13 protein-coding genes are annotated in these 13,202 nt (G+C 33.4%); 10 read left to right on the top strand and 3 right to left on the bottom strand.

The window, feature by feature from the left end; all coding sequences use genetic code 11:
* Window positions 1-12: 12 nt before the first annotated feature.
* Window positions 13-1,143 (bottom strand): carboxypeptidase-like regulatory domain-containing protein, encoded by a 1,131-nt coding sequence (locus TD18_RS04790; protein WP_040249237.1) that lies wholly within the window; start codon window positions 1,141-1,143, stop codon window positions 13-15.
* Between the two features lie 397 nt (window positions 1,144-1,540).
* On the opposite strand from TD18_RS04790, the gene ychF reads away from it, so the two are divergent.
* The 10 genes from ychF to TD18_RS04740 all read left to right on the top strand — a co-directional run bounded on the left by ychF (window position 1,541) and on the right by TD18_RS04740 (window position 12,090).
* Window positions 1,541-2,635, top strand: coding sequence for a redox-regulated ATPase YchF (gene ychF / locus TD18_RS04785; RefSeq protein ID WP_040249234.1), 1,095 nt, complete (start codon window positions 1,541-1,543; stop codon window positions 2,633-2,635).
* A gap of 61 nt (window positions 2,636-2,696) precedes the next feature.
* Entirely contained in the window at window positions 2,697-3,161 is a 465-nt protein-coding gene (locus tag TD18_RS04780; RefSeq protein WP_040249230.1) for an SRPBCC family protein, read from the top strand.
* 116 nt (window positions 3,162-3,277) lie between these two features.
* Window positions 3,278-5,137 carry a DNA topoisomerase IV subunit B gene (locus tag TD18_RS04775; protein ID WP_040249228.1) on the top strand — a complete coding sequence of 620 codons (1,860 nt, stop codon included), beginning with the start codon at window positions 3,278-3,280 and terminating at the stop codon, window positions 5,135-5,137.
* 159 nt (window positions 5,138-5,296) lie between these two features.
* Window positions 5,297-5,653, top strand: a complete 357-nt coding sequence (locus TD18_RS04770; protein WP_241480642.1) for a hypothetical protein — start codon at window positions 5,297-5,299, stop codon at window positions 5,651-5,653.
* 3 nt (window positions 5,654-5,656) lie between these two features.
* Window positions 5,657-8,305, top strand: coding sequence for a DNA gyrase/topoisomerase IV subunit A (locus tag TD18_RS04765; RefSeq protein ID WP_040249224.1), 2,649 nt, complete (start codon window positions 5,657-5,659; stop codon window positions 8,303-8,305).
* Window positions 8,306-8,341: 36 nt separating this feature from the next.
* Window positions 8,342-9,040 (top strand): Crp/Fnr family transcriptional regulator, encoded by a 699-nt coding sequence (locus TD18_RS04760; RefSeq protein WP_040249221.1) that lies wholly within the window; start codon window positions 8,342-8,344, stop codon window positions 9,038-9,040.
* Between the two features lie 80 nt (window positions 9,041-9,120).
* The gene (locus TD18_RS04755) at window positions 9,121-9,558 is read left to right on the top strand and encodes a thioredoxin family protein (protein WP_040249218.1); all 438 of its coding nucleotides are present in this window, start codon (window positions 9,121-9,123) and stop codon (window positions 9,556-9,558) included.
* Between the two features lie 7 nt (window positions 9,559-9,565).
* Complete coding sequence (locus TD18_RS04750; protein ID WP_040249216.1) at window positions 9,566-10,549, top strand: FAD:protein FMN transferase; 984 nt, start codon at window positions 9,566-9,568, stop codon at window positions 10,547-10,549.
* Complete coding sequence (locus TD18_RS04745; RefSeq protein ID WP_040249213.1) at window positions 10,546-10,758, top strand: DUF4266 domain-containing protein; 213 nt, start codon at window positions 10,546-10,548, stop codon at window positions 10,756-10,758. The genes TD18_RS04750 and TD18_RS04745 overlap by 4 nt, the downstream gene beginning before the upstream one ends.
* 18 nt (window positions 10,759-10,776) lie before the next feature.
* On the top strand, window positions 10,777-12,090 hold the full coding sequence (locus tag TD18_RS04740; protein ID WP_040249210.1) for a DUF3570 domain-containing protein: 1,314 nt from the start codon (window positions 10,777-10,779) through the stop codon (window positions 12,088-12,090).
* Here TD18_RS04740 and TD18_RS04735 read toward each other — a convergent pair.
* Window positions 12,082-12,408, bottom strand: a complete 327-nt coding sequence (locus TD18_RS04735) for a phosphotyrosine protein phosphatase (RefSeq protein WP_040249207.1) — start codon at window positions 12,406-12,408, stop codon at window positions 12,082-12,084. The two genes, TD18_RS04740 and TD18_RS04735, sit on opposite strands and share 9 nt — an antisense overlap.
* Window positions 12,405-13,202 (bottom strand): TerC family protein, encoded by a 798-nt coding sequence (locus tag TD18_RS04730; protein ID WP_040249204.1) that lies wholly within the window; start codon window positions 13,200-13,202, stop codon window positions 12,405-12,407. Before TD18_RS04730 ends, TD18_RS04735 begins: the two co-directional genes overlap by 4 nt.

Genomic DNA, 13,202 nt, shown 5'->3' with positions numbered 1-13,202 from the left:
TAACTATGTAATCTATTCTATGTCTGACATTTCAAACACAAGAAACTGCATAATACGTTCTACATTAGTGACATCTTCTACATCATTATTTTCGGTATGAAATGATGAATAAAACACACCACCTTCACCATGTAAGAAGGTAAATGCTAAATCTTTGTTTTCATAAATCTCAGTATTAGCATCGTCCCAATAGGAAACAGGTCCGTTTAACCAAGAAATAGTTGTTGAACTGTCATAAGAATCAATTACCTGCCATGAATACAGAAAGTCATCAATTTCTACCGTGTCATCAATTGATATATTATAATTAAGCAATAACCACTGGCTTAAATCTCCTTCCAAAATTGTAGCAACAGTTGATGTTGACGTTCCGCTTTTGGCTGGATTATATGGTGTTAAATAATCTGTTCCAGAATTCGTAATGGCATTTAAGTATTCTGCCGCCCAATCTGTAGTGTATAAAATTCCGCCATTAGCGACATAAGTTTCAAAAACTCCAGAATTACCTATATAAGCTTCACTTAAACCACAATTTAAAAATACGATGTCATATGTGTTTAGTAGATTGCTATCATTTAAAAGGTCTTCAAAGCTAAAATTAACGTTTGGTTGTAAAAGTGGGTTAGGTGTATTTCTAAGCGACGCACCATGCTCTTGATGATGTTTTGAATTATTATTTATTGCAACTCTATCTAATCCAGAATTACCATCAATGATGTCAAATAATGGTTCTCCAGTTACAGGATTAACAAGTCCGATACTATATAAAACACTTTCAATATTATCATAAAGACCTGTTACAACAGCAATATGAGGTAAGGTTTCAACACTTAGCGTTTCTAGTTCTAAATCATTTTCAACACTAATGTTTCTTTCCGTTTTGAACTTTCCTTTGTTTACAACTAAGGTATAATTACCTTTTGTAATAGTTAACGAATAATGTCCTTGAGCATCAGTTCTGGTTTGCGATTTTAATTCGTTATTTTGATAAGCTCGTACTCGAGCATTTGAAATAGGGTCAAAGCCGTTAGGTGCTAAAAACTGTCCTGTAATTTCAAATTCTGTAATTGTTGAAGCGTTTTCATCTTTACTACATGATAATAGCGTTAAACAAATTAAAAGCGATACTACAAATGATTTCATAATGGTTAATTTTAAAAATAATGAAGTAATAATTACAAAGTTGTTAGTATTAAAACAATCAAAAACTTGAAAGTCCTACCTTATTCAAATTTTTAATTGGCTTAACATAATTTTTTAGCTGAAATTTAATAATGTAAGTTGGGACATTCGAAAGCAGCTTTTTTCGTTAATTTGCACAAATGAAAGATCAAAAAAAAGAATATAACGGTTTCTGGAAGCATTTAGGCTGTACATTATTTGCTATTGTCGGTTTGGTGTTTGTCTGGATTATATGGCAAATTATCAACCCTATGTTTTTTAAGTTTTAGTTCTTATGATTTCCGAGAGGAAAACCTATATTTGCAATCGCAAAAAAGAGATTTCCGTATTCGCGGAAATGACTAAATAAATTTACTCGATGAAAGCTGGAATTGTAGGATTACCAAACGTTGGAAAATCAACCTTATTTAATTGTTTGTCTAATGCAAAAGCACAAAGCGCTAATTTTCCGTTTTGTACTATTGAACCCAATATAGGTGTAGTGAATGTTCCAGATCCAAGACTTCAAAAACTGGAATCTTTGGTCAATCCTGAACGCGTTATACCAGCTACTGTAGAAATCGTGGATATTGCCGGACTTGTTAAAGGTGCGAGTAAAGGTGAAGGTTTAGGAAATCAATTCTTAGGAAACATTCGTGAAACCGATGCTATTCTTCATGTGTTGCGTTGTTTTGACAATGATAATATTGTACATGTTGATGGTAATATAAACCCTATTCGTGATAAGGAAACGATCGATATGGAACTTCAGCTTAAGGATTTAGAAACGGTTGAAAAGAAATTAGATAAAGTTAAGCGTGCTGCTAAAACCGGAAATAAAGAAGCTCAAAAAGAAGAGGCTGTTTTATTAAAATTGAAACAAGGCTTAGAAGCTGGAAAATCGGTTAGAGCATTAGAATTTAGCGATGAGGAGCAAGAAGAATTTGTAAAACCTGCGCAATTAATTACAGCAAAACCTGTCATGTACGTTTGTAATGTTGATGAAGGAAGTGCTGTTTCTGGAAATGCATACGTAGAACAAGTTCGAGAAGCAGTTAAAGATGAACATGCAGAAGTCTTAGTTCTTGCTGTTGGAACAGAAGCCGATATTAACGAATTAGACGATTATGAAGAGCGACAATTATTTCTTCAGGATATTGGATTAGACGAACCTGGTTCAGCGAAACTAATCCGATCTGCTTATAAGCTTTTAAATCAGCAGACCTATTTCACTGCTGGTGTAAAAGAGGTTAGAGCATGGACAGTTTCTGTTGGTGCTACTGGTCCGCAAGCAGCAGGCGTTATTCATACGGACTTTGAAAAGGGCTTTATTAGGGCTGAAGTGATAGCTTACGAGGATTTTATCAAATACGGAAGTGAATCTAAAGTGAAAGAAGCTGGAAAAATGCGTGTTGAAGGAAAGAACTATATCGTAAAAGATGGTGATGTGATGCATTTCTTGTTTAATGTGTAACATTTTAGTTATTTACTTTCAACTGTGAGGTCGAGCGCAGTCGAGACCTAAATTTTTTTTAATGTCCTTTATAGAAATCAAAACAATTATCAATGCAGATGTTCAAACCTGTGTTGACTTGGCACGAAATATTGATTTCCACACTGCATCTTTAAAGCATTCTAACGAAAAAGCCATTGCTGGCAAGACTTCTGGTTTAATTGAATTAAATGAATGGGTAACCTGGGAAGCCAAGCACTTCGGAATTACACAACAACTCACTTCAAAAATAACTGAATTTGAAAGTCCTGATTATTTCGTTGATGAAATGGTTTCAGGTGTCTTTAAATCGTTTAAACACGAGCATATCTTTCAGTCAGAAAACAGTAAAACACTAATGATTGACAGATTTCAATTTGAATCACCTTTCGGAATTATTGGAAAATTAGCCAATATGATATTTCTAAAGCGATACATGACTAATCTTTTAACCACTAGAAATGCCTTTTTGAAGAAAACCGCAGAAGAATTATCTCATATTCAATAAAACATCCATGTTCTCAACAATATTGGGCGTTTATTGTTAATTACTTTGTGTCATCCCTGTTTTATTTTTTGTAGCGTTATGTTATATTGCAATCCATTCTAATTTTTCACTGATTTATGTCTCAAGAAACCAAATATACCGAAGATAACATACGCTCGCTCGACTGGAAAGAACATATCCGAATGCGACCTGGTATGTACATTGGTAAATTAGGTGATGGCTCATCTCCAGACGATGGTATCTATATTTTATTAAAAGAAGTTTTAGATAATTCTATTGATGAATATGTCATGGGAGCTGGTAAAACAATAGAAATCTCTATCCATGGCAATAAGGTTATTGTTAGAGATTACGGACGAGGAATTCCTTTAGGTAAAGTCGTTGATGTGGTGTCTAAAATGAATACAGGAGGAAAATATGATTCTCGTGCTTTTAAGAAATCGGTTGGATTAAATGGTGTTGGTACCAAAGCAGTCAATGCGTTATCAAACTATTTTAGAGTAGAATCGACACGTGATGGAAAGTCGGCTTCTGCAGAATTTGAACAAGGTAATCTCATCAACCAGGATTTATTAGATGATACGTCGCGTCGTAAAGGCACTAAAGTGTCATTTGTTCCTGATGAAACTATTTTCAAAAATTATAAATATCGTAATGAGTATGTCGCAAAAATGCTCAAGAATTACGTATATCTCAATCCTGGATTGACCATTATATTTAATGGCGAAAAGTATTTTAGTGAAAACGGACTTAAAGATTTATTATCTGATAATATTAATGAAACTGATCGTTTGTATGATATTATTCACTTAAAAGGCGATGATATTGAAGTCGCTTTAACGCATAGTAAAACACAATACAGTGAAGAGTATCATAGTTTTGTTAACGGACAAAATACAACGCAAGGTGGGACACATTTGGCAGCGTTTCGTGAAGCTCTCGTGAAAACAATTCGTGAATTTTATGGTAAAAACTATGAAGCTTCAGATGTTAGGAAATCGGTTGTTGCTGCGATTTCTATAAAAGTCATGGAGCCAGTTTTTGAAAGTCAGACAAAAACAAAATTGGGATCAACAGATATGGGAGGCGATTTGCCAACGGTTAGAACCTATATCAATGATTTCATGAAAACCTATCTGGATAATTATTTACATAAAAATCCGGTGGCAGCTGAGAAAATTCAGCGAAAAATCCTTCAGGCGGAACGGGAACGTAAAGAACTTTCAGGTATAAGAAAATTAGCAAAGGACAGAGCTAAAAAAGCAAACCTTCACAATAAAAAACTACGCGATTGTCGTGTGCATTTTGGTGACACTAAGAATGAACGGAATCTTGAAACTACACTATTTATTACTGAGGGAGATTCTGCATCAGGGAGCATTACAAAGTCGAGAGACGTTAATACTCAGGCTGTTTTTAGTTTAAAAGGAAAACCTCTTAATTCATATGGATTAAGCAAAAAAATTGTTTACGAAAATGAAGAGTTTAACCTGCTTCAGGCAGCTCTAAATATTGAAGAATCTCTGGAAGATTTACGTTACAATAATATCGTAATTGCTACTGATGCTGATGTTGACGGGATGCATATTAGATTGTTATTAATTACCTTCTTTTTACAATTCTTTCCGGAAGTTATTAAAGAAGGTCATTTGTATATTTTACAAACTCCATTATTTAGAGTCCGTAATAAAAAAGAAACCATTTATTGCTATTCTGATGAAGAACGTCGTGATGCTATCGAAAAATTAAAACCGAAACCAGAAATTACACGATTTAAAGGACTAGGTGAGATTTCTCCAGATGAATTTGTGCATTTTATTGGTGAAGATATTCGTTTAGATCCTGTTATGCTTGATAAAGACATGTCTATTGAAGAATTGTTGTCATTTTATATGGGAAAAAACACACCTACACGACAAGAGTTTATCATTGATAATTTAAAAGTTGAATTAGATTTGATTGAAGATCGCGAGTGAAATCTTTATGATAATTAAAAACTGATAGAAAAACTTATGCGTACCAACAATTCCAATGTTAAAAATATAATTGTATCTATATATTTCATTTTACTGGTTTTAGCCATTGCTCTGCCTGTTTTTATAAAGTCCCTACGGATTTTTAGTGGTAATACAACTTTGAGCTCCATTACCTTTGCTATCGTATTTGGTGGAATCTTTTTCTTAATACATTTCATATGCAAATTTTTTGAATATGATAGTGACGGCATTAAGGTTATAATGACTAACAAAGGATTATTGATTTCTAAGTATTTTAATTATCGACAAAAAGTCGTAGAATTTGAAAAAGAAAGTCTTCTGGCATATAGTTTCAAAAATTATATTGTCTACAGGACGCTTTCAATTTATATTAAGGATTCTCGAGGTGGTAAAAGACGAGAAACATTTAATATTACTTTAGTTACTAAACGCAAACGCAGATACATAAGACAATCCTTGAAAAAAATTGTTAAAGCAAATAAAAAAGCCTCTTAATTAATGAGTGACGATACCAACGATTTAATAAACGAACAAGACGATAATAACGAAACGATTACCAAAGTTACTGGTATGTACAAGGACTGGTTTCTAGATTATGCCTCTTATGTAATTCTAGAACGGGCTGTTCCTGCTATAGAAGATGGTTTTAAGCCAGTACAGCGTCGTATCATGCATTCTATGAAAGACCTTGACGATGGTCGCTACAACAAAGTTGCCAATATAGTCGGTCATACGATGCAATATCATCCTCATGGTGACGCAAGTATTGCAGATGCTATGGTGCAAATCGGACAGAAAGATTTGCTAATTGATACTCAAGGGAACTGGGGAAATATCCTTACAGGAGACAGAGCTGCTGCTTCAAGATATATTGAAGCTCGATTGTCAAAGTTTGCTTTAGACGTAGTGTATAATCCTAAAATCACAGAGTGGCAAGCTAGTTACGATGGAAGACGAAAAGAGCCAGTAAATCTTCCAGTGATGTTTCCGTTGCTATTAGCTCAAGGAGGTGAAGGCATCGCAGTTGGATTATCAACTAAGATACTACCACACAATTTTATAGAACTTATTGATGCTTCAGTTAAGCATTTAAAAGGTAAACGTTTTACATTACTACCTGATTTTCCAACGGCAGGTATCGCTGATTTTTCAGATTATAAAGATGGCTTAAGAGGCGGAAAAGTTAGAGTAAGAGCTAGAATTTCTCAATTGGATAAAAACACTCTTGTTATTACCGAAATTCCTTTCGGAACCAATACATCTTCATTGATTGATTCTATTCTAAAAGCGAATGATAAAGGTAAAATCAAGATTAAAAAAATTGAAGACAATACAGCGGCTGATGTTGAAATCTTAGTCCATTTGCCATCAGGCATTTCACCTGATAAAACTATTGATGCGCTTTATGCTTTTACTGGTTGTGAAACTTCTATTTCGCCTTTAGGTTGTGTGATTGAAGATAATAAACCTTTCTTCGTTGGTGTTTCTGAAATGCTACGTCGCTCAACAGATAATACAGTACAGCTTTTAAAAAGTAATTTAGAAATTAAACTTGGTGAGTTTGAAGAGCAATGGCATTTTGCATCCTTGGAACGAATCTTTATTGAAAAACGAATTTATCGTGATATTGAAGATCAAGAGACTTGGGAAGGTGTAATTAGTGCGATTGATAAAGGCTTGCAACCACATATTAAGCATTTAAAACGCGCCATTACTGAAGAGGATATTGTGCGTTTAACAGAAATTAGAATTAAACGGATTTCTAAATTTGATATTGATAAAGCTCAGCAAAAAATAGATGCGCTTGAAGATCAAATTGCTGAGGTAAAGCATCATCTTGCTAACCTAATCGATTATTCGATAGCCTATTTTGAGCGGTTAAAGAAGGAGTATGGTGAGGGTCGCGAACGTAAAACTGAAATCAGAACTTTTGAAGATGTAGATGCCACTAAAGTTGTCATTCGCAATACCAAACTCTATGTCAATAGAGAAGAAGGTTTTATTGGTACGTCGCTAAAACGAGATGAATACGTTTGTGATTGCAGTGATATCGATGATATTATTGTGTTTACTAATGATGGAACCATGATGGTCACCAAAGTAGATAGTAAAACGTTTGTAGGTAAAGATATCATTCATGTTGCCGTCTTTAAGAAAAAAGACAAGCGTACCATTTATAATATGATTTATCGCGATGGAAGTAAAGGTCCAACTTATATCAAGCGCTTTGCTGTTACATCTGTTACTCGTGATCGAGAATATGATATGACTAATGGAAACAAAGGTTCAAAAGTTTGGTATTTCTCTGCAAATCCAAATGGTGAAGCTGAAGTCATTACGATATATTTACGACAAGTTGGAAGTATTAAAAAACTGAAATGGGATATTGATTTTGCAGATGTTCTTATTAAAGGTCGTGCTTCAAAAGGAAATCTGGTAACAAAATATTCAGTCAAGAAAATTGAATTAAAAGAAAAAGGAGTTTCGACATTAAAGCCTAGAAAAATTTGGTTTGATGACACGGTTCAACGCCTTAATGTTGATGGAAGAGGTGAATTAATAGGTGAATTTCGAGGAGAGGATCGATTATTAATAATTACGCAATCTGGCAATGTCAAGACCATTTTACCTGAACTTACGACGCATTTTGACGATGATATGATCGTATTAGAAAAATGGATTCCTAAAAAACCCATTTCTGTTATTTATTATAATGGTGAAAAGGAATTGTTTTATGTGAAGCGTTTTTTAGTTGAAAATGAAGGCAAAGAAGAATCGTTTATATCTGAACATCCAGATTCGCATTTGGAAATTGTTTCAACCGATTGGAAACCAGTTGCTGATATTGAATTCACTAAAGAACGAGGTAAAGAGCGTAAGGATAACGAAGCTGTAAATCTTGAAGAATTTATTGCCGTCAAAGGAATTTCTGCATTAGGAAATCAATTGACAAAAGATAAAATCAATCAAATAAATCTTTTAGATCCACTGCCATATGAAGCTCAAGAAGATGTGCCTGCTGTAGATATTGAAGTAGTTGATGAAATTGTTGAATCTTCAGATTCTAATGCGTCATCAAAAGGTTCATCACAATCTGACGATGATGATTTAGATGTTGATGATAAAGGTCAAGTGACATTGTTTTAAAAAAATGCTTCAAAAAAACAGACATATCTATGGATTATGAAAATTAGCGAGTTGTTAAACAACCAATACAGTTTTAATAATCAAGATTTGCTTGATGGACTTCCTAATGATGTATGTCAGATTCTAAAATCCAGTACTAATATTTTAAATTTTAAAGCTGGTGATTATATTTTTAAAGAAGGAGAAAACCCTAAAGGAATCTACTGGATCAAAAAAGGTAAAGTAAAAAAATTAACTCAAACAAATTTTGGAACTCAGCATATTTTTTATTTATGCAGAGAAAATGAATTTCTAGGGTATCATGCTGTTCTAAGTGGAGAAACTTATGCCGATTCAGCAATTGCCTTAGTAGATTGTCAAATTGAATTTATTGCAGAATCTGTTTTTTTAAACGCAGTAGATATGTCTCATGAATTATCGCAACGTCTATTAAAAAAATTAAGTCATGAATTTCGAGTGTATATTAATGCAACAAAGATTTTGGCTAAACATACGGTTAGAGAACGTGCTGCTTTAAACCTTCTTATTTTAGAAACAAAGTTCGCAAACAAAACACAAGATCAAACTGAAATCTTGATTAACAGAGATGATTTATCGAGCATGGTTGGTACCGCAAAAGAATCTGTGGTAAGAATGTTAAAGGACTTTAAGGAAGAAAACCTCATTACTACCAAACGCAGTAGTATTTTTATTCAAGACTATGAAGGCCTTGTTAAAGTTGCTAATTTCAAGTAAGTTTTAAAAGTTGATAAATATCAATGTAAGATTTGTCATGTTATTGCGTTTAAATAAATAAATTTACCCAATAACATACTATGAAAACTATTTTTACAGTAGCTTTATTATTGATTACTACACTATCAACAGTTCATGCTCAAGATTGGTTTACCAATTTTGAAAAAGCAAAAACTGAGGCACAAGCAAAGCAAAAAACCATTATACTCGTATTTCAGGGCTCAGATTGGTGTGCTCCATGTATAAAGCTTGATAAAGAAATTTGGGCTACTGATGAATTCAAAAGCTATGCAAAAGAGCATTTTGTCATGTTAAAAGCTGACTTTCCTAAACGTAAAAAAAATGCTTTATCTGAAGATCAGCAAGAACACAATAATAAGTTAGCAGAGCGATTTAATAATAAAGGATATTTTCCCTATGTTGTTGTGTTAAATGCAGATGGAAAGATGCTTGGGTCTACTGGGTATAAAAAATCAACTCCTTCAGCATATATTGAATTATTAGAATCTTTTAATTAATAACCATTTGAAAATTTATAGCTTATTAGTAGTCATATGTTTCACGTCACTTTACCTTGAGGCGCAAGCCACTTACAAGCGTACCTTAAAACTAATGGGAAGTCGATTCGATATTACTGTAGTGGCTAAAGATTCTACTGAAGCTAATTTGTATATTGATCTGGCTGTTGATGAAATATCAAGAATAGAAGCACTTATCTCTTCTTGGGATCCCAATTCACAAACCTCTAAGATTAACAATAATGCTGGAATTCAAGCTGCTAAAGTTGATAGAGAATTATATGATTTGATTAAACGTTCCTTATCAATCACTAAACTTACTGATGGTGCATTTGATATATCTTATGCGTCTTTAGATAAAATCTGGAAGTTTGACGGAAGCATGACACATATGCCAGATGAAGAAGAAATCAAATCGTCAGTGCGTAAAGTAGGTTACCAAAATATTATTTTAGATGATCGTAATTCAACAGTGTTCTTAAAACTCAAAGGCATGAAAATTGGATTTGGCGCTATTGGTAAAGGTTATGCTGCAGATAAAGCAAAATCACTTCTTATAGAAAATGGTGTAAAAGCAGGTATAATTAATGCTTCAGGTGATATGACAACCTGGGGAAAGCAAACCAATGGTGATGATTGGAAAGTGGCGATAACAAATCCTTTAAATAAAAATAAAGCCTTTGCCTTATTGCCAATTACAAATGGAGCTGTAGTTACATCAGGTAATTACGAGAAATTTGTCAACTTCAACGGAAAACGTTATACACACATTATTGATCCCAGAACAGGGTATCCTTCATCTGGAATTATCAGTGTTACTGTTTTTGCTCCTAAAGCTGAACTTGCAGATGCATTATCTACTTCAGTTTTTGTTATGGGAAAAGATGTAGGTTTAAATCGAATTAATCAGCTACCAAATATTGAATGTATTATTATTGATGAGAATGGAAATATATTCACCTCAGCAAATATCAAAATAAATAAAATATGATAAAACGTATTAGTATCATCGCCTTAGTTTTAACATCGCTATCGTCTTGTGTTGCCGTTAAAGAGTATGAAAAAGTAAATCTTAACGATCCAGATATGCTTTTAGCAGATAAAAAATCTGATAGAAACATTAGTACTTTTCATTCTTACAGAGAAGCTGCAGCAGGTGGGAATGGTGGAAAAACAGGTGGCGGTTGTGGTTGTAATTAATATTATAAACAGGAAACTTTGAAAACTATACTAACCTGCCTTATTTTCTCGTTATCGCTTCAAATAGGTTACTCTCAAGCACAGGATTCAACAAGTACCTATAAAAAAAGAGTTTTAGAAACTACTGAAATTGATTTCTTGTCAAGTTATTATACCCAAGATGGTTCTAATGCTGCTGTGACTGGAGGAATTGGTACCGAAGAATTAACTGATATGACCGCTGCTTTTGTTGTGTCTATACCTTTAAATGATGATGATGTTTTAACTATTGATGCTGGTATTTCAGCGTACACTTCTGCTTCATCCAGCAATATAGGTCCTTTTGATGGTGGTGGAAGAGCTAATGCTTTTGTTGCCAGTTCTGGAGCTTCACAAGGCGATGTATGGGCTAATCTAACAGGTTCCTATTCGCATAGTTCAGACGATAGAAATGATATATGGTCTGCCAAATTATCGGTGTCTTCAGAATACGATTATTTTTCTATTGGAATTGGAGGAAGTTATACCAAATTGTTTAATGAAAAAAATACTGAGGTCAGTATCCATGGAAATGTTTTTATTGATACCTGGAATGCTATATATCCAACCGAATTAAGACCTTTTGGTGATGGTCAAGGATTGAGTAATGAGCTATTTGGTTTTTATACAATTACAGGTAATTCTAACTATAACCCTACATTTAAGCCTTTTAAAGACGAAGGAAGAAACACCTATGCTTTGGGGTTTGGCTTCTCACAAATATTATCTAAAAAGTTACAAGGGTCTCTGGCTTTGGATTTTGTCAAACAACAAGGATTATTATCAACGCCTTTTCAGCGTGTTTATTTTAGTGATGTAGCAGATTCCTTTATTGAAGATTTTCATTTGGCTGATGATGTTGAGCAATTACCCGATTCAAGATTCAAGGTTGCTATTGGTGGACGATTACATTATTATATAAATGAAACCTTTGTGGTAAGAACATTTTATCGCTATTATTATGATGACTGGGGAATTAAGTCTCATACGGCTAGTATTGAAATTCCTATTAAATTATCAGACAAATTTACGGTCTATCCTTCATATCGTTTTTATAACCAAACGGCTGCAGATTATTTTGCTGCTTATGAAGAACATGTATCGACAGATGAGTTTTATACTTCAGATTATGATTTGTCAAAGTATTCGGCCAACCAATATAGTCTGGGTGCTACCTATACTGATATATTTACAAAATTCCACATCTGGAAATTGGGTTTAAAAAGCATTGATTTAAAGTACACGCAGTACGATAGAAATAACACGTTGAGTGCAAGTATTATTTCAGCAGGTTTTAAATTTCTGTTAGATTAGAACCTTTGTTTCAAAAAGCTCTAAAAGTTCTTTTTGATAATAGTTGTAAATATCAGGAATATGAAGCACAGTAATTTTTGAATTGTAGGTGTTACTGGTATGCTGATTTATGATTTTTCTGTGTTTTTCTTCCATAACATATATAATGTCTGCCCAGTCTAAATCAATTTCTGAAACTAAATTAGTCCCTTCTTTTCGGCATATTTTGGCATTAGTGCCCACAGAATAAAACGCGTGTTCTAAATATTTTTCAGAAAAGTAATCTTCAGCCGTTTTTGAACGTTGTTTATTCGCTGAGCAAACAAAAAGAATATTCATGAATTTTTAGATTTCCTATTTGTGGTTTTATAATTCAAAAATTCTACAAACAAAGAGAATGCAATTGCAAAGTACAGATAACCTTTAGGAATTGCGCCAACAGTATTGCCAAAAAATTCCGTATGTGATAAATGTGCGGCTTCTGTAATGAGCATAAATCCAATTAAAATTAAGAATGCCAAGCCTAGCATTTGAATACTCGGATTTTTTTCTATAAATACTCGTATGGGATTAGCAAAAGCGATCATGATAATTATCGATATCACAACAGCAATAATCATTAAGACTAAGGTGTAATTGTGATTTGGGTGTAAACCATTTGTCATTCCAACTGCAGTTAAAATAGAATCAATAGAAAAAATAAAATCAATTATTAGAATTTGCGTTAACGCCTGTGAAAGCGATTTGATTTTCTTGTTTTTAACTTCATTAGCATCATGAGATGGATCTGTAACTTTTTCTCTTATTTCTGAAGTGCTTTTATAGATTAAAAATAATCCTCCAGTAAGTAAAATAATGGCCTGCCAACTGATGTGTATTTCAAACCATGAATTTTCTAGAGTAAAAAATGGTTTTGATAAACCTACCAGAAAGGAGACAAAAAATAGTAATATTATTCGTTGAACCATGGCTAATAAAAGTCCGATATTTGTTGCCTTAGAACGTTGGTTTTCGGGGAGTTTATTGGCAGCAATAGAAATAAATACAATGTTGTCGATACCAAGTATGATTTCTAAAAACGTTAGGGTTAGCAATGCCATTATAGCATCACTTGTCAATAAAAAATCTAGCAT

This window comes from Psychroserpens mesophilus (assembly GCF_000826645.1).
Taxonomy (GTDB): Bacteria; Bacteroidota; Bacteroidia; order Flavobacteriales; family Flavobacteriaceae; genus Psychroserpens; species Psychroserpens mesophilus.
The sequence above is the reverse complement of the archived record's forward strand: the minus strand, read 5'-3'. Positions and strand labels throughout refer to the sequence as shown.